This window comes from Brachybacterium ginsengisoli (genome assembly GCF_002407065.1).
In the GTDB taxonomy this organism is placed as follows: Bacteria; Actinomycetota; Actinomycetes; order Actinomycetales; family Dermabacteraceae; genus Brachybacterium; species Brachybacterium ginsengisoli.
In genome coordinates this window covers 912,431-929,844 of record NZ_CP023564.1, presented here as the reverse complement: position 1 = coordinate 929,844, position 17,414 = coordinate 912,431, and the positions used below count along the sequence as shown (strand labels likewise).

The window sequence follows — 17,414 nt, the reverse complement described above, 5'->3', positions numbered from 1 at the left end:
CTCAGAAGTCCCAGTCGTCGTCCTCGGTCTCCACGGCCTTGCCCATGACGTAGCTGGAGCCGGAGCCGGAGAAGAAGTCATGGTTCTCGTCGGCGTTCGGGGAGAGCGCGGCGAGGATCGCGGGGTTGACCTCGACGGACTCCTGCGGGAACAGCGACTCGTAGCCGAGGTTCATCAGCGCCTTGTTGGCGTTGTAGCGCAGGAAGGTCTTGACCTCCTCGGTCCAGCCCACCGGATCGTAGAGATCCTCGGTGTACTCCTCCTCGTTGTCGTACAGCTCCATGAGCAGCGAGAAGGTGTACTCCTTGAGCTCCGCCTGGCGGGCCGGGGTCGCCTTCTCCACCGCGCGCTGGAACTTGTAGCCGATGTAGTAGCCGTGCACGGCCTCGTCACGGATGATCAGGCGGATGATGTCCGCCGTGTTCGTGAGCTCGCCGCGGCTGGAGTAGTGCATGGGCAGGTAGAAGCCCGAGTAGAACAGGAACGACTCCAGCAGCGTGGAGGCGACCTTGCGCTTCTCGGGGTCGTCGCCGGCGTAGTAGCCCATGACGATCTGGGCCTTCTTCTGCAGCGGCTCGTTGAACTCGCTCCAGCGGAACGCCTCGTCGATCTGCTTGGTGTTGGCCAGCGTCGAGAAGATCTGCGAGTAGGACTTCGCGTGCACCGACTCCATGAACGCGATGTTGGTGTACACCGCCTCCTCGTGGGGGGTGATCGCGTCGGGGATCAGGGAGACCGCGCCCACGGTGCCCTGCACCGTGTCCAGCAGGGTCAGGCCCGTGAACACGCGCATCACGAGGCCCTGCTCGGACTCGGGCAGCCGGTTCCAGGACTGCACGTCGTTGGACAGCGGGACCTTCTCGGGAAGCCAGAAGTTCCCGGTCAGGCGGTCCCAGACCTCCTGGTCCTTCTGGTCCGGGATCCGGTTCCAGTTGATCGCCTGGACCGTCGTCTTCAGGTGGTCGTTCACCGCAGCCTCACTGTCTTTTGTGGTGTTCTCAGCACTCGCCAGTCTAGGCAGTGTCGGCTCCGGAAAGGGGACGCGGGGGCTCTGCGGCGCGGTGGTTCACGACACCACCGCGACCCCGCTCGTCGCGCTCGCTCACCGCCGCTCCGAGCCGGCTCCGGTGGCCTGCGCCGACGCCCCCTCGGAGAGCTCGATCTCGGTGGCGGTGCCCTCCTCGGACGTCGAGATCCGCACGGCGTCCTCGATGCGCAGGAGGTCGCGGCTGCGGGTCTCGGGCACCAGGAAGGTGGAGGCGGTGGTGATCGCGGCGAGGGTGGTCATGTAGATCGCCAGCACGATCCAGTTCCCGCCGGTCCAGGCGAGCAGGGCGGCGCCGAGCACGCCGGCGAGGCCGCCGGCCAGCACGGCGGAGAGCTCCCGGGCCATCGCGACACCCAGGTACCGGTGGCGGTTGCCGAACAGCTCGGGAAGCATCGCGCACTGCGGGCCGAGCATCGAGTTGACGGCGACGCCGATCCCGACGGCGATCACCGCCACGGCGACCAGCTCGTCGCCGAGCGAGAGCAGATACCAGGCGGGGAACGAGTAGATCAGCATGAACACGGCGCCGAAGCGGTAGACGGGGACACGTCCCAGCCGGTCCGAGAGCGCACCGGTGAGCGGAACGGAGAAGATCCCGATGAGACTGCCGAAGGTCACGCCCCAGGTCACGATCCCGCGGTCCATGCCGATCGCGGCCGAGGTGACGAAGGCCAGCGCGATCGACTGGAACATGTAGGAGCCGCCGTTCTCGGCCATCCGCAGCCCGATGCCGACCACCACTCCCCCGCGGCCGCGGGTGAAGATCTCCCGCAGCGGCTTCTCGGCGATCTGCTCGTGCTTCTCGAGCTGGATGAACGAGGGGGTCTCGCGGAGCTTCGAACGGATCCACAGCGCGATGAGGATCAGCGCGAGGGAGGCGAGGAACGGCAGGCGCCAGCCCCAGGAGAGGAAGGCATCCTCGGGCATCAGCGTGAGGGCGAAGAACGCGAGCGAGGCCAGCAGCGTTCCGGCCTGGATGCCCACGAACGGCAGGGCGGAGAAGAATCCTCGGCGCTTCACGGGGGCGTACTCGGCCATCAGCACCGTGGCGCCGGCCTGCTCGGCGCCGGCGCCGAAGCCCTGCAGCAGCCGCAGCACCACCAGCAGGATCGGGGCGAGGATGCCCACCTGCTCGTAGGTGGGCAGCACGCCGATGAGGGTGGACGCTCCGCCCATGAGCACGATCGTGGCCACGAGGACCCAGCGACGACCGATGCGGTCCCCGATGGTGCCGAAGAAGAGACCGCCGAAGGGTCGGGCGGCGAAGCCGACGCCGTAGATCCCGAACGCCGCGACGGTCGCCATGGCGGGGTTCTCGGTCGAGAAGAACAGGCGGTCGAAGACCAGTGCCGTCATCAGGCCGTACATCGCGAAGTCGAAGTACTCCAGGGCGCTGCCCACGCTCGAGGACAGCGTGGCGCGGCGGAGGTTCGCCTCGTACTCGGCGCGATCCATCGGCTGCGGGGTGGTGGCGGGGCTGCTCTGCGATGAGCTCACGACATCTCCTTCGATGGTGGGGACGCGGGCCGCCGGCCCGGGCGTCGTGTCTGCGGCCAGAGTACTCTTTTCTGAACAGCGTGCAACGTGTTGAACGATGAGGGCTCTCGGCCCCCTGCGCACTGACCGTCGGAGCGGATTCCGCCCTCCGGGCATGCCGAACAGGGGTCGACCGGCGGGCCGACCCCTGCGCGGAGGGTGTATCAGGCGGCGCCGTCGGGGCGGCGCGAGAGCGGGTTGGTGAGTCGCTCGGCGGCGGCGATCACCGCGCGGCCCACCTCGGCGATGAGTTCGTCGTCCGCCTCCCGGGCGGGCAGCGCCACCCCGATCGCCATGAGCGGATCGCCGGGCTGCCAGGGCTCGAGGGCCGCGGCGACGCCGTGGATCCCCTCGAAGGACTCGCCCAGGTCCACCGCGTAGCCGTGCTCGCGCGCACGGTGCACCTTCGCCCAGAGCTCCTCGGCGCTGCGGGCGGAGCGCGGGGTGCGCGGCGACTCGGGGGCCTCGGCGATCAGCGCGTCCACCTCCTCGTCGCGGAGGGTGGTGAGCATCGCGGTGCCGACGGCGCAGTAGACCAGCGGCAGCCGTGAGCCGAGCGGGGTGCCCAGCCGCTCGGCCCGGCCCTCGTGGCGCGCCAGGTAGATCGCGTCGGGCGCATCGAAGGTCGCGATCTGCACCACCTGCGTGTCGAGCACGGGATCGGTCTCGACGACCTCGAAGAACTCGCGCACCTGGTTGAACTGCGCCGCGAAGGCGCCGCCCAGCTCGGCGGTGCGCATCCCCAGGCGGTAGCCGCCGCCGATCCGGTGGATCATCCGCTCGCGCTCGAGCGCCGCGCAGATGTTCGAGGTGGAGGACTTCGCGATGCCGACGGACCGGGCGATCTCCGACAGCGACTGCGGGACGCCGCCGGAGGCCTCCAATGCGGAGAGGATGCCCAGGGCACGGGAGACGGCGGGCGAGGGATCACGGGACTCGGTCATGGCTCAGTAGAACTCCACGGTGTCGACGACGTTGCGCAGCGGGCGCCCCGCGAGATGGCGGCCGAGGTTGTCGATGAAGAGCCTCGTGATCCGCTCCTCCTCGCGCGAGGAGAGCGCCGCCGTGTGCGGGCTGATGAGCACACGGGGATGATCCCACAGGCGGCTCGCCGTCGGCAGCGGTTCGACGGCGGTGACGTCGAGGGCGGCGTATCCGATGCGGCCCGCATCCAGGGCGTCGAGCAGCGCCTCCTCGTCCACCACGGTGCCGCGACCCACGTTGACCAGGATCGTCCCGGGCCTGGCCGCGGCGAGCACCTCGGTGCCGAGGAGACCGTCGGTCGCGGCGGTGCCGGGGAGCGTCGCGATGAGCGCATCGACCCGCCCTGCCACCTCCGCAAGCTGCTCCACCGGCACGACCTCATCGACCCCTGCCACCTGCCGGCCGCTGCGCGAGGTGCCGATCACCCGTGCCCCGAGGGCGGAGAGCTTCTGCGCACAGGCGGCACCGATGCCGCCGAGCCCGACGACCAGCACGGTCATCTCGTCCACCTGACGCATCTCCCAGCGGTCGGGCCAGCGGTGATCGGCCTGGTCGGCCTGCAGGTGCGGGAGCTCCTTGGCCCCTGCGAGCACGCCGAGGACGGCGAACTCGGCCAGCGGCGACCCGTGCACCCCGGCGGTGGTGGTCACCTGGATGCGCTCGAGCTGGTCGGCGTCGAGGCCGGCGGCCCGCAGCTGCGCCCCTCCCCCGGCCGCCATCGCCTGGACCCAGCGCAGGCGGGGGTTGGCGCGCGCGGTGCGGGAGAGCTGGGCGGGGTCCACGTCGGGCAGGCTGAACAGGATGTCGGCGCGGTCGATCATGGCGTCGTAGGCGGCCTGCTGCTCGGGCGTCCGCCGGTGGGCGGGGTCTCCGGACCAGTCGGCCGGGCCGCGACGGGGACGATAGAGCGCACGGTCTCGGACCACGTCCACCTCCGGCACGGCCCGCTCGATCTCCCGGCACCGCTCCTCGGGCAGGTCGACCGCGATGACGACCTGCGGGCGGGCGGTCTGGTTCGGGCGGGTGTCCATGGAGAGCTCCTCTGCTCGGCCGGGCCCTGGCGATGCAGGGGTGGTTCCAGCATACCGATCCACCCAACCTGCTGGACGCCGTTCACGATACTGGCCGCCGGATGATCAGGAGGTCGATCCCTGGCCGTTCCGTGACAGGCCTTCCGACTTTGGTCGCATGCCCGAGTTCGCGGCGGTACGTAGCGTCGAGGCGTGCACCGCGCACGCCGTCCAGCGAAAGGCCACACCGTGACCTCCACCGCCACCCCGGCCGACGATTCCGCCGGCGATCCCGTCGTCGGCTCCGCGCCCTCCCCTGCCGCGCCGCCGCGCTCGGGTCCTGCGACAGGACGGCCCGAGCGCTCGCTCGCCCCCGACATCGCCCGCGGGCTCATGCTCGCGCTCATCGCGGTCGCGAACGTCTCCTGGTATCTGTGGGGCACGACCGAATCCGCCGGCGGCACCCCGCACATCCCGGCCGACGGACCGCTCGACACGATCACCCAGGTCGTGATGACGATCGCGGTGGACCATCGGGCGATGCCGCTGTTCGCCCTCCTGTTCGGCTACGGGATGGTGCAGTTCTACCGCTCGCGGATCGATCGCGGCCTCGACCCGCGCTCCGTGAGACGGATGATGCGCCGCCGCCATTGGGCGCTGCTCCTGCTGGGGGCGCTGCACGCCGCACTGCTGTTCTACGGCGACATCCTGGGGGCATACGGGCTCTGCGGGCTCGTGCTGGTGTGGTGGTTCTTCGGCCGACGCGAGCGCACCCTGCGCCTCTGGGCGATCGTGCTCGTCGCGGTGATGACGCTGTTCGCCCTGTTCAGCGTCGTCAGCGGGATCGTGCTCTCGCAGTTCGTCCCGGCCGACGTGCTCGCCGAGCTCGAGTCCGTGGACACCGGCACCGGCTTCGCCCGGTCTGCGTCCTACGACAACCCCTATCTCGTCTCGGTCCTGCACCGGCTCGGGCTATGGCTCATGACCCTTCCCTTCGCGGCGCTCATGGGGGCGCCGCTGCCGATCCTGCTGGGCTGGATCGCCGCCCGCCGACGGATCCTCGACGAGCCGTGGCGGCACGTGCGCCTGCTGCGGCGCACGGCGATCGGCGGCATCGCGATCGGCTGGCTGGGCGGCCTGCCCGAGGCGCTCGCACTCCTCGGCGCGTACGAGCTGCCCGCCGCCGCGCCGTGGATGCTCACGGGGATCAGCTCCGTCACGGGCATCGCCTGCGGGATCGGCTATGCGGCACTGTTCGGGCTGCTCGCCCTGCGTCTCGAGGGACGGGCGCCCGGCCAGGACGCCTCGCGCCCGGACTCGTCGACCGACCGGGACCTGGCCCCCGCCGAGCGGGCCTACGGCGTGCCCCGCGCGGACGGTGCTCCCGACCGCACCCGCGACCTCGGCCTGGTCGAGCGGACCCTCGCCGCGGTGGGCCAGCGCTCCCTGAGCTTCTACCTCTTCCAGTCGCTGCTGCTCGCGCCGCTGATGGCCTCCTGGGGCCTCGGGCTCGGCGGGAGCCTCTCCACCGCCCCGGCGCTCGCGATCGCGCTCGGGGTGTGGCTGGTGTCCCTGCCGATCGCGGCCTGGATGGGCTCACGCGGGATGCGCGGACCGGCCGAGATGCTGCTGCGTCGGATGACCTACGGGAAGCTCGATCCGGCGCCGGATCGAACTGCCGCACCCACGCCCACGCCCACGTCCACGTCCACGTCCACGTCCACGTCCACGTCCACGTCCACGTCCACGTCCACGATGACTGGACGGTAAGGCGCGATTCCGAACCAGGATCTGGCTCCGAACCGCGCATGAATGCTGGGTAACCGCCGTGGCCCGGAGCCCTCTTCTCCGAGAACCCGTCACTGACCCTCCTGACAGAGCGCCCGCCAACCCTCCGGCTCCCCGTACCGATCTGCCCCTCACCCCACCCTCTAAGGTGAAGCCATGACCACAGCCACACGGACCGTCACCGTGCAGGATCCCGAGTCCACCGTCCCGCCCATGGCCCTCGACCTGCCTGCGGGGTGGGTCGAGGTCGCCGACGCCGGGCCCGTACTCGGGGCCTTCTCGGACGCGCGCTCGCTCGATCCCGGCATCGCCTCGAACGCCACCCTCACCGCTGTCCCGCTCGCCGCAGGAACAGACCTCGAGGCCTGGCAGAGCGTGGTGCGCGAGGAACAGCTCTCCACCCTGCCGGACCTGCAGGTGATCGAGGATCGCCGCCTCGACACGGACGACGGCACGGCGCAGTGGCACGACTCCTCGGTGATGACGGATCCGAACGGAGCCACCCTGCTGGTCCGCCGCTGGAGTCGCGTGGTGCCCGGCATCGGGCTCACGCTGACCCTGACCACGCTGCCGACAGTGGATGCTCGACATGGCGAGCTCTTCGACGGCCTCGCCGCCTCCTGGCGCCTCGGCGCCTCGCCCCGGAACGGAGACTCCGATGCTCGCTCCTGATCCGAACAATCCTGCTGGGGTCTCAGGGTCCCGCGACGAGATCGATGTCTTCCTCGACGCCATCGTGTCAGGCTCGGCGATCGACGAGGTCGAGACGCTTCCGAAGGAGCTGGTGTCGACGCTCGCCGAGATCCTCCGTGCGCCGGGCGGCACGCTCACCGTGACACTCTCCGCGCCGGAGAGGGTCAGCGGGCACGACCTCACTCTGGCACGCGCCGGCCTGCTGCGGCGCAGCCGTGAGACTCCCGCACGGGAGGATCTGGCCGTCCACCCCACCTCCGCCCTGCCGGGTCTGTTGCTGCGGCTGACCGCCATCTCCCCCGTCGAACCGCTCGCCGAGGACGTCACGCTCGACGTGGATGCCACAGTCGTCGACTCGCTGTTCGACGCCGAGCCGTCGACCCGGCACGCCGCCTGGTCCACGATGATCGAGGCGTCCACGGCCCTTCCCGCCGCGATGCGCAGTGAGCTCGAGCAGGCTCCTCCCCGAGCCGCGCGGCTTGTCCGCCATCGACCCGGGGGCGACCGGTCGGCGACAGTCGTGCTGCTGCGCGGACGCTATCTCCTCGCGGAGGGATCGGCCCTGTCTGCCCTGCACGGCTCCTCGCCGACGGGAGCGGTCAGGTCCCTGATGACGGCGCTCCTCCCCCGATGAGCAGCGTTGCTGGTCATGCGCCGACCCACCGTGGGTGAGGACCCGCCGCCGGTCAGCGGGAACGGATCTGGTCCCGCTCCTGCTTCCTGCGGGGACGCAGCCAGGAGGGGTAGACCCACAGCGGCATGACCGTGCGGTACGACGTCGCCGTGAGCAGCACCACCATGAGGACGACCTCGACGATGACGACGACCGCGATCACCGGCCCCACCCCGAGGTCCCGGAGCACGTCGATCGAGGTGACGCCCACCAGCACTCCGACCACGAGCAGGAGCTGGGCGAGCAGGGGCAGCACGACGAGGACCGCCGATTCCGCATAGCGGTGCCCGGATCGCTGTCCGTCCGGAGTCGAGTCGACCCAGAACCGGGCGCCTGCCCCACGACCCCCTCGGAAGTACGTGCTCATGGCGGCCAGCACGACCCCTGCGAGCACGACCACTGCAGCGAACAGAGCGATGACGGGATCCATCGCGCCATTCTCGCATCGCCATGGGTCAGGCCCGGGAGCCCCGGAGAGCCCGGGCGCCCGGCATGGGGAGAGCTCCCCATCGACGCGCGACCTGCCGCGCAGTAGCGTCGACCGGGACAGCACTGGAGGAATGGGGAGACATGTCTGAGTTCCAGGGGATGGACACCGAGCAGATCGCCGATCTCTCGGCACTGCTCTCGAACAGGGCAGGCACCTTGTCGACTCTGCTGGACGACCTCGCCGTCACGGTGGACAGCACCGTCGGAACCCTGTGGGTGGGACCCGACGCGGACACCTTCTCCACCACCTTCCGCTCGTCCGTGCAGCCTCGCTTCACCTCAGCCGTGGACGCACTGACCGGTCGAGGCACCGAGCTCGACGGGCACCGGGAGGAGCAGGAGACGACCTCCTCGGCGGACATCGGAGTCGCCGGATCACCCCAGGCCGGCCCCGGGTCACCGCAGGCCGGCCCCGGCACGCCAGGCGCCAGCAGCAACTTCCTGGGGGCGGACTGGGGAGATGTCTCCTTCGGTGAGTTCTGGCAGAACGTCAAGGAGAACATCGGCATCGACGGCGTCGATGGCGCCGGCGGGATCGTCGGCATCACCCACAGCTTCGCGAAGAACTTCGGCGACTTCGCATTCGGCAAGGGCAGCGTCCCGGCGTTCATCCCGATGATCGGCGATGCCTTCACCGGCATCATGGCCGGGGTCGACCGGTGGAACGACGACGCCGGGCGCACCGACCTCTCGACCGGCGAGCGGATCGGTCGAGCTGTTCTCGACGGAGGGGTGAACTTCGCCGGCTCGTTGATCGGCAGCGCGATCGGCGGTGCCATCGGCACCGGCCTCGGCTCCTCGATCGGCGGGCTCTTCGGCGGTGGTGGCGGCGCCGCCGCCGGGGCCCCGGCGGCCGGTGTCGGCGCCGTGCCCGGTGCCGCGGCCGGTGGCGCCGCCGGGGTCGGGGTCGGCGGCGTGGTCGGCGGGATCGTGGGTGACGTCGTGGGCAGCTACATCGGCGCCACCACGGCGGACTCCGTGATCGACACCTTCTTGGACTGAGAGCAGGGCGTCACCCGCACGACCCCCTCCCACGACGAACGGCCCGTCCCGAGGATCCGGAAGGATCTCGGGACGGGCCGTTCGTCGACGAGTCAGAGGCTCACAGCATGCAGCTGACGCAGCCCTCGACCTCGGTGCCCTCGATGGCCATCTGCCGCAGGCGGATGTAGTAGAGGGTCTTGATGCCCTTGCGCCAGGCGTAGATCTGCGCCTTGTTGATGTCGCGGGTGGTGGCGGTGTCCTTGAAGAACAGCGTCAGCGACAGGCCCTGGTCCACGTGCTGGGTGGCCTCGGCGTAGGTGTCGACGATCTTCTCGTAGCCGATCTCGTACGCATCCTCGTAGTACTCGAGGTTGTCGTTGGTGAGGTAGGGAGCCGGGTAGTACACGCGGCCGATCTTCCCCTCCTTGCGGATCTCGATCTTCGAGGCGATCGGGTGGATCGAGCTCGTGGAGTTGTTGATGTACGAGATCGAACCGGTGGGCGGCACCGCCTGCAGGTAGGCGTTGTACATGCCGTGCTCGGCGACGTCCGCACGCAGCTGCTTCCAGTCGTCCTGGGTGGGCAGGTGCGCCGAGGAGTTCTCGAACAGGCCGCGGACCTTCTCGGTGCGGGGCTCCCACACCTGGTCGATGTACTTGTCGAAGTACTCGCCGGTGCCGTACTTCGAGTTCTCGAAGTCGTAGAACCGCTCGCCGCGCTCCTTCGCGATCTCCATCGACGCCTTGATGGCGTGGTAGGTGACCGAGTAGAAGTACATGTTCGTGAAGTCCAGGCCCTCGTCGGAGCCGTAGAAGATCCGCTCGCGCGCCAGGTAGCCGTGCAGGTTCATCTGCCCGAGCCCGATCGCGTGGGACTTGCGGTTGCCCTCGGCGATCGTCGGCACGGACTCGATGTCCGAGGTGTCCGAGACGGCGGTCAGGCCACGGATCGCGGTGGCGATGGTCTGCGAGAAGTCCGGGGAGTCCATCGCCTTGGCGATGTTCATCGAGCCCAGGTTGCAGGAGATGTCCCGGCCCAGCTCGTCGTAGCTGAGGTCGGTGTTCATGGTCGACGAGGTCGAGACCTGCAGGATCTCGGAGCACAGGTTCGAGTGCGTGACCTTGCCGGCGATGGGGTTCGCCCGGTTCACGGTGTCCTCGAACATGATGTACGGGTAGCCGGACTCGAACTGGATCTCGGCGAGGACCTGGAAGAAGTCGCGGGCCTTGATCTTCTTCTTGGAGATCCGGGGGTTGTCGACCATCTCGTGGTAGGTCTCCGAGACGTTCACCTCGGCGAACGGCTTGCCGTACTCGCGCTCCACGTCGTACGGGGAGAACAGGTACATCGGCTCGTTCTTCTTGGCGAGCTCGAAGGTGATGTCGGGGATGACCACGCCGAGGGAGAGGGTCTTGATGCGGATCTTCTCGTCGGCGTTCTCGCGCTTGGTGTCGAGGAAGCGCAGGATGTCCGGGTGGTGGGCGTTGAGGTACACCGCACCGGCGCCCTGACGGGCTCCGAGCTGGTTGGCGTAGGAGAAGGAGTCCTCGAGGAGCTTCATCACGGGGATGACGCCGCTGGACTGGTTCTCGATGTGCTTGATCGGCGCACCGTACTCGCGCACGTTCGAGAGCAGCAGGGCCACGCCGCCTCCGCGCTTGGACAGCTGCAGCGCGGAGTTGATGGAGCGGCCGATGGACTCCATGTTGTCCTCGATGCGCAGCAGGAAGCAGGAGACGAGCTCTCCGCGCTGCGCCTTGCCGGCGTTGAGGAAGGTGGGGGTCGCGGGCTGGAAGCGACCGTCGAGGATCTCCTCGACGAGGTTGCGGGCCAGCTCCTCATCACCGCGGGCGAGGCCGAGCGCGACCATCACGACGCGATCCTCGAAGCGCTCGAGGTACCGCTTGCCGTCGAAGGTCTTCAGCGTGTACGAGGTGTAGTACTTGAAGGCGCCCAGGAACGTCGGGAAGCGGAACTTCTTGGCGTAGGCCTGCTCCGAGAGCGACTCGATGAACGAGAAGTCGTACTGGTCGAGCACGTCCTTCTCGTAGTAGTCGTTCTCGACCAGGTAGTCCATCTTCTCGCGCAGCGAGTGGAAGAAGACGGTGTTGGGGTTCACGTGCTGCAGGAAGTACTCCCGCGCGGCCTCGCGGTCCTTCTCGAACTGGATGGACCCGTCGGGCCCGTACAGGTTCAGCATCGCGTTCAGGGCGTGGTAGTCGAGCTGCCTGTTGTGCTCGACCGGGGGCATCTCGGTCAGTGTCGCCAAAACTCTTCCAATCCGTCATGGACCCGCGTGACATCGCGCGGAGTGCCGAACAGTTCGAACTTGTACATGTGGGGGACCCGGCACTTGGCGGAGATGATGTCCCCGGCCATGCAGTAGGACTCCCCGAAGTTGGTGTTCCCCGCACCGATCACGCCCCGGATCCGACTCCGGTTGCGTTCGTCGTTGAGGAACTTGATGACCTGCTTGGGCACGGCACCGCGGCCGTTGCCCCCGCCATAGGTCGGGACCACCAGGACGAACTCCTCGTCCACGACGAGGGGATCATCCTTGGGATAGAGCGGGATCCGCTCTGCGGGCACGCCCAGCTTCTCGACGAAGCGCTTGGTGTTGCCGGAGACCGAGGAGAAGTAGACGAGCCTGGTCACTCCCGACGCTCCTCCGCGGCCTGTCAGATCGCGGTCGCGGTGCGCTGCTGTGCACCGGCGCCCGCGAGCGCCTTGATCTTGTCCGGGCGGAAGCCGGACCAGTGATCCTCGGAGGTGATGACCACAGGGGCCTGGACGTAGCCCAGGGACTTGACGGTCGCGAGCGCCTCGGCGTCCTCGGTGATGTCGACGACGTCGTAGGCGACGCCGGCCTTGTTCAGTGCGCGCTTGGTCGCATCGCACTGCACGCAGAGGGGCTTCGAGTACACGGTGATGTCCAAGGGAAGGGCCTTTCACGAGCGCTGCGCCGAGGCGCGGAACAGGAGGTGTCGCAGGTTGTCTGTGGGGGTCCGATGGACCCTGTCGTCGTGTTCCGGAGCTTCTGGGGACCGGTTCGCTTCGACTCCGTCAACACTACACCTAGTGGTGACCCGACGCGAGGACCACTAGATGTACTGAACTACAAACATGTCATCCACAGCGACATGTTGACAGGCTGTGGATGGACGGTGCGCGATGGGGACGGAGCGGAGGCTCCACGCACGAAACCCGAGGATGCGTGCACAGTCGAGTGTGGACGACGGGTCCGACAGCCCGCACCGGCGGTGGATGGAGCTCGCTCCGACCGCCCCGTCCCACCCTCGAATGAGGTCCACACGACATGTCATCCACCCGGTTCCTCGGCGTGTCCCCGGCATCGCTCCGGCGTGTCTCCGGCGTGTCTCCGGCGTGTCTCCGGCGTGTTGCGGGCGTGTCGCCGCGACGGCCTCTCCCGGCTCGCCCCCGGAGGCCTGCGAGGCCCCCGGGCGGCCGCTCCCCCGGGCCGGACGCGACGATCCCCGCACACCCCCGGATGTCGGGGCGGTGCGGGGATCGGGAAGGCCGGTCCGGTACGGCGTCAGCGCGGTGGCGGGGACGCCGCCGGGGACGTCAGGAGCGGGGACCCTCACCTGTCGGCGCGTCAGGCGCTCCGGCCTCGGACGCCGACGGGTCGGTGGGCGCGGGACCCGTGCCCCACGCGTCGGCGATCTCCTCGTCGGCGTCCCGTACGGGCTCCGCCACCGGCGCGGGCTCGGGAGCGCCTGCGGTGATCGGAGCCGTCTGCTCGACGCCGGCGGAGTCGTCAGCACGCGCTGCGTCCTCAGCGACCGGCGGCTCCTCGGTCCGAGCGTCGACGGACGCCGGGGCCTCCACGGTCAGCACCGGCGCGCTCGGTGCGGACTCCTCGGCGGAATCCTCCACGGAGGTCCCGTCAGCGGTCTCCCCCGACGTCTCGTCGCCGTCGGCGGCGGCGGCGTCGGCGTCGGCGTCGGCGCCATCGCTCTCCTCCGCCTCGAGGCTCCGGCCGTCCGCGACGACGATGCTCGAGAGCACCTCGCGCAGCAGCTCCACCTGGACGAGAGCCTCCGCCGCGCCGGAGACGGGCTCCTTGCCCTTCTCCACGAAGGTGTGGAAGGCCTCCCACATCAGCTCGGCGGACCCCTTGGGCGCCGTCGTCGAGGTCTCCTGGACCACGCCGCTCTTCTTCTCCCGCAGGGAGAGCGTCGAGCGCTCGTCCCCGTGGGAGGGCGCGGGCAGTTCGACCCGCATCCGGCGGCGGGCGGAGAGCACCTGCAGGGTCTCCGAGTACTCCGGGGCGAAGGGCAGGTAGTGCCACACCAGGCGCACCTGCGCCCCGCCCTCCAGCTCACCGAGCAGCTCGATCGATCCGGGGATCACACCCTTGGGCCAGTGGCGCACGGCGGAGAGCCGGGCGATCGGGCCGTAGGTCGCCTCGGTGACCGCCATCTGATGGGCGACGCCCGTGAGCAGCCCCTTGACGTAGAGGTCGCGGTCGCGCTGGGTGGCGCCGCCACCGGCCCCCGCCTCGACCGCGGCCTGCAGCGCCTTGCGTCGCGAGGAGCGCACCTCGGTGGGCAGGTCGTAGGAGGAGGTGGTCACGTGCGCCCCGCCGTACAGCGGCTGGCTGGCCGGCATGAGGATCTCGTGGTCCACCATCCGCAGGTCCTTCACGGCGATGTGCTCGGCCATCCGCGTCACCGAGTCGTCGTACTGCTGGGGGTGGGCCATCATCACCAGGCGCCGACCGGTCATCCGCTCGAAGTCGGCGACCTCCGCGATCTCCTCGGCGGAGAAGCCCAGCGGCGGCTCGACCAGCACGGGGATGCCCCGACGCATCAGCGCGAGCAGGTCCTCGACGTGCAGGCCGTCGGTGGAGAGCACCACGCCGTCCAGCGTGATCGTCTTGGCGCGCACCGCCGCGACGAGATCGGCGACGGTCTCGAAGCGCTTGTCCTCCTCGATGCCCCACACCTCGGAGGACTCTCGGCGGCGGCGCGGCGAGTGGTCCACCAGGGCGGCGATCGAGAAGCGGTCCCAGCGCCGACGCAGAACCGGCAGGTGCACGGCCTGGGCCATGGTTCCGGCGCCGATCACGGCGATGTTCAAGGTCTTCGGCATCGGGAGGCTCCTCGGGCTCGGCGGGATCGGCGGCAGCTCCGCCGGCTCGCGGCGGGCGCCGTGCCGTCTCCGGCATCGCGGCCCGCTCACCGCGGGGCGCACGCCCGTTTCTACCACAGACTCCCGATCCTCAGCCCCTCCGCTCCGCCCGCCCCACCAGCGGCGCGAGCGACGAGGTTCACGCCCGTTCCCTGCGGGCATCGCCGCCCCCGGCCGCCCGGCAGGATTATCGTGGTCCGCGGATCAGCACGTCTCAGGAGGACCCCCGTGGCCAGACGCTTCTACTTCGGCGCCCGCAACGTCTCGCGCCCCTTCGTCAAGCTCCTGTGGAGCCCACGGGTCACCGGACTCGAGAACATCCCGAGCGAGGGCGGCTTCGTCGTCGCCTCGAACCACCTCTCCAACATCGACAGCTTCGTGCTGCCGGTGGTCCTGCCCCGGCAGATCCGCTTCGTCGCCAAGGACACGCTGTGGACCCAGAAGGGTCTGCGCGGCCGCATCCTGCACTGGTTCTTCGAGGCCGTCGAGGCGGTGCCGGTGGACCGCGAGGCGCTGTCCTCCGGCAAGGGCGCGCTCCAGGCCGGGCTGTCGATCCTCCGCGACGGCGACGGCTTCGCGATCTACCCCGAGGGCACCCGTTCCCGGGACGGTCTGCTGCATCCCGGCAAGCAGGGCGCGGCATGGCTCGCCGTCGAGTCCGGCTGCCCGGTGATCCCCGTCGGCCTCAAGGGGACCCAGCACATGCTCTCCCGTCTGATCCCGCAGCGCGGATCGGTCACCGTGCGCGTGGGCGCCCCGATCCATCTCGAGGACATCGACCCCACCGCCTCCAAGGGGGTGCGGCGGCGACTGCTGAACGCGAAGATCATGGACGAGATCCAGAAGCTCTCCGGCCAGCGCCGCGCCTGATTCCCGCTCGCGCGGCGGCCACGACCCCCTGCGGGCGGCGGCCGACGACGACGGATCTCCGCCGGGCCCCCGCGAGCGGCCCCCGGACCAGTAGGATCTGGCCAGGGCGCTCGCCGACATGGTGGCGGCCGCACGCACCGCACCGCAGGAGACCAGATGGCCGTCGTCGTCGGATTCATCCCCACCGAAGTGGGCTTCAAGGCGCTGGCCGCAGCCCGCGAGGAGGCGGAGCAGCGCGGCGGCCCCCTCATCGTGGTCAACGTGCTGCGCGACGGGGTCGGCGAGGATCCCCGCCACGCGAACGAGCAACAGCTCGAGATCGCCCGCGACCAGCTGCGACGCGCCACCGTGCGGGTCGAGTTCCGCCAGGAGACCACCGAGGACGACATCGCCGACATCCTGCTCGACGTGGTCGAGGCGGAGGACGCCGAGCTGCTCGTGCTCGGCGTGCGCCGCCAGCAGGATCTCGCCCGCCACCTCCTGGGGCTGACCGTCCAGAAGCTCCTGCTCTCCGCCGGCAGCGAGGTGCTCGTCGTCTGACGAGGCCCCACCGCAGGACGAACGCGGCCCGTCCCCTCGAGGGGACGGGCCGCGTTCGTCCTGCCGGGCCGGTGCCGTGCGCGGGCACGGCACCGGCGCCGAGGATCAGGCGTCCAGCGGGTCGCCGCCGACCTGCTGGTCGGCCTCGACGGAGTTGAGCGCGGTCTCGATGCGCTCGCCGATGGTGGCGTCGACGTTCTTCCAGTACTGGATCGCCTTGGCGAGGACCGGCTCCTCGACGGTGCTCAGGCCGCCGGAGACGGTCTCGACCAGCTGGTCGCGCTGCGCGTCGTCGAAGACCTCGCGCACCAGGATGCCGGGCTGGACGAAGTCGCCGTCCTCCGCGTGCAGGGTGTACGCGGCGCGGACCATCTCGCCGTCGGCCTCCCAGCCGTTGTCGACCGGGCCCTGCTCGTCCTGGTAGGCGCGGCCGTAGGAGTTCGGTGCGTAGACCGGTGCGTCACCGGAGTGCAGGAACTGCATGTGCCCCTCCTTGTCGTAGGAGTTCGTGGGCACGATCGGCGCGTTGACCGGCAGCTGGTTGAAGTTGGTGCCGATGCGGTGGCGCTGCGCGTCGGGGTAGGAGAAGACGCGGCCCAGCAGCATCTTGTCCGGGGAGACGCCCGTGCCGGGCACGGTGTTGCTGGGGCTGAAGGCGGCCTGCTCGATCTGCGCGTAGTGGTTCTTGGGGTTCTTGTTCAGCGTGAAGCGCCCCACCTTGATCAGCGGGTAGTCCTTGTGGGAGACCGTCTTGGTGAGGTCGAAGATGTTGAAGCGGTAGGTCTTCGCGTCCTCGTAGGGGATCACCTGCACGGACATGGTCCAGCTCGGGTTCTCCCCGCGCGCGATCGCCTCGAAGAGGTCCCGACGGTGGTAGTCGGCGTCCGAGCCGGCGAGCGCCTCGGCCTCCTCGTTGCTGAGGAACTCCAGGCCCTGGTCCGTGTGGAAGTGGTACTTGATCCAGAACTTCTCGCCGGACTCGTTGACCCACATGTAGGTGTGCGAGCCGTAGCCGTTCATGTGGCGCCAGGACTTGGGCAGGCCGCGCTCGCCCATGAGGTAGGTGACCTGGTGCGCGGACTCGGGCGAGTTGCTCCAGAAGTCCCACTGCATGGTGTTGTCGCGCAGGCCCGAGTCCGGGGTGCGCTTCTGGGAGTGGATGAAGTCGGGGAACTTCATCGGATCGCGCAGGAAGAAGATCGGGGTGTTGTTGCCGACGATGTCGTAGTTGCCCTGCTGGGTGTAGAACTTCAGCGCGAAGCCGCGCACGTCCCGCCAGGTGTCGGGCGAGCCGAGCTCACCGGCGACGGTGGAGAAGCGGGCCAGCATCGGGGTCGTGCGACCCTTCTGGAACAGATCGGCCTTGGTGTACTGCGAGACGTCCTCGGTCACCTCGAGCTCGCCGAAGGCGCCGGAGCCCTTCGCGTGGGGGCTGCGCTCCGGGACGCGCTCGCGGTCGAAGCGGGCGAGCTTCTCGACCAGCGCCACGTCATGGAGCATCAGCGGGCCGTCGGCGCCGACGCTCAGCGAGTGCGCATCGGACTCGCGCGGTGCGCCGGACTCGGTGGTGCTGGGGATCGTGGGATCGATGTCGTTCATCTGCATCTCCTGGGTGGTGGGGGATTCTGACAAGCTGTAAGGAAAA

16 protein-coding genes are annotated in these 17,414 nt (G+C 69.5%); 6 read left to right on the top strand and 10 right to left on the bottom strand.

Annotation, left to right across the window (positions count from 1 at the left end):
• Position 1: 1 nt before the first annotated feature.
• The 4 genes from nrdF to CFK41_RS03985 all read right to left on the bottom strand — a co-directional run bounded on the left by nrdF (position 2) and on the right by CFK41_RS03985 (position 4,599).
• Positions 2-970 (bottom strand): class 1b ribonucleoside-diphosphate reductase subunit beta, encoded by a 969-nt coding sequence (gene nrdF / locus CFK41_RS04000; protein ID WP_096798506.1) that lies wholly within the window; start codon positions 968-970, stop codon positions 2-4.
• A 132-nt stretch (positions 971-1,102) separates the two neighbouring features.
• Positions 1,103-2,503, bottom strand: coding sequence for an MFS transporter (locus tag CFK41_RS03995; protein ID WP_096800930.1), 1,401 nt, complete (start codon positions 2,501-2,503; stop codon positions 1,103-1,105).
• A gap of 245 nt (positions 2,504-2,748) precedes the next feature.
• Complete coding sequence (locus tag CFK41_RS03990; protein ID WP_096798505.1) at positions 2,749-3,528, bottom strand: IclR family transcriptional regulator; 780 nt, start codon at positions 3,526-3,528, stop codon at positions 2,749-2,751.
• 3 nt (positions 3,529-3,531) lie between these two features.
• A complete protein-coding gene (locus tag CFK41_RS03985; protein WP_096798504.1) occupies positions 3,532-4,599 on the bottom strand; it encodes a D-2-hydroxyacid dehydrogenase in 1,068 nt (355 codons plus the stop codon).
• Positions 4,600-4,827: 228 nt separating this feature from the next.
• Here CFK41_RS03985 and CFK41_RS03980 point away from each other — a divergent pair, with 228 nt between their 5' ends.
• The 3 genes from CFK41_RS03980 (at position 4,828) to CFK41_RS03970 (ending at position 7,693) form a co-directional block, all read left to right on the top strand.
• Positions 4,828-6,348, top strand: a complete 1,521-nt coding sequence (locus CFK41_RS03980; protein WP_227873200.1) for a DUF418 domain-containing protein — start codon at positions 4,828-4,830, stop codon at positions 6,346-6,348.
• A gap of 174 nt (positions 6,349-6,522) precedes the next feature.
• Entirely contained in the window at positions 6,523-7,038 is a 516-nt protein-coding gene (locus tag CFK41_RS03975; protein ID WP_096798503.1) for a hypothetical protein, read from the top strand.
• The gene (locus tag CFK41_RS03970) at positions 7,025-7,693 is read left to right on the top strand and encodes a hypothetical protein (protein WP_096798502.1); all 669 of its coding nucleotides are present in this window, start codon (positions 7,025-7,027) and stop codon (positions 7,691-7,693) included. Before CFK41_RS03975 ends, CFK41_RS03970 begins: the two co-directional genes overlap by 14 nt.
• 52 nt (positions 7,694-7,745) lie before the next feature.
• On the opposite strand, the gene CFK41_RS03965 is transcribed toward CFK41_RS03970, so the two are convergent.
• A complete protein-coding gene (locus CFK41_RS03965) occupies positions 7,746-8,162 on the bottom strand; it encodes a hypothetical protein (protein ID WP_096798501.1) in 417 nt (138 codons plus the stop codon).
• Positions 8,163-8,302: 140 nt separating this feature from the next.
• Between CFK41_RS03965 and CFK41_RS03960 the strand changes: the two genes are divergently transcribed.
• Entirely contained in the window at positions 8,303-9,223 is a 921-nt protein-coding gene (locus CFK41_RS03960; RefSeq protein ID WP_096798500.1) for a WXG100 family type VII secretion target, read from the top strand.
• 100 nt (positions 9,224-9,323) lie between these two features.
• On the opposite strand, the gene nrdE is transcribed toward CFK41_RS03960, so the two are convergent.
• The 4 genes from nrdE to CFK41_RS03940 form a co-directional block, all read right to left on the bottom strand.
• Positions 9,324-11,456, bottom strand: coding sequence for a class 1b ribonucleoside-diphosphate reductase subunit alpha (nrdE, locus tag CFK41_RS03955; protein WP_096798499.1), 2,133 nt, complete (start codon positions 11,454-11,456; stop codon positions 9,324-9,326).
• A gap of 5 nt (positions 11,457-11,461) precedes the next feature.
• Positions 11,462-11,860, bottom strand: coding sequence for a class Ib ribonucleoside-diphosphate reductase assembly flavoprotein NrdI (gene nrdI, locus CFK41_RS03950; RefSeq protein WP_096798498.1), 399 nt, complete (start codon positions 11,858-11,860; stop codon positions 11,462-11,464).
• A gap of 23 nt (positions 11,861-11,883) precedes the next feature.
• Positions 11,884-12,141, bottom strand: coding sequence for a glutaredoxin-like protein NrdH (gene nrdH / locus CFK41_RS03945; RefSeq protein WP_151904667.1), 258 nt, complete (start codon positions 12,139-12,141; stop codon positions 11,884-11,886).
• A gap of 649 nt (positions 12,142-12,790) precedes the next feature.
• Positions 12,791-14,320 (bottom strand): Gfo/Idh/MocA family protein, encoded by a 1,530-nt coding sequence (locus CFK41_RS03940; RefSeq protein WP_096798497.1) that lies wholly within the window; start codon positions 14,318-14,320, stop codon positions 12,791-12,793.
• Between the two features lie 267 nt (positions 14,321-14,587).
• Here CFK41_RS03940 and CFK41_RS03935 point away from each other — a divergent pair, with 267 nt between their 5' ends.
• Both CFK41_RS03935 and CFK41_RS03930 read left to right on the top strand, forming a co-directional pair.
• Complete coding sequence (locus tag CFK41_RS03935) at positions 14,588-15,229, top strand: lysophospholipid acyltransferase family protein (RefSeq protein WP_096798496.1); 642 nt, start codon at positions 14,588-14,590, stop codon at positions 15,227-15,229.
• 156 nt (positions 15,230-15,385) lie between these two features.
• Entirely contained in the window at positions 15,386-15,769 is a 384-nt protein-coding gene (locus tag CFK41_RS03930; RefSeq protein ID WP_096798495.1) for a universal stress protein, read from the top strand.
• Positions 15,770-15,874: 105 nt separating this feature from the next.
• Here CFK41_RS03930 and CFK41_RS03925 read toward each other — a convergent pair whose 3' ends face one another.
• Entirely contained in the window at positions 15,875-17,368 is a 1,494-nt protein-coding gene (locus CFK41_RS03925; RefSeq protein ID WP_096798494.1) for a catalase, read from the bottom strand.
• Between the last annotated feature and the right edge of the window lie 46 nt (positions 17,369-17,414).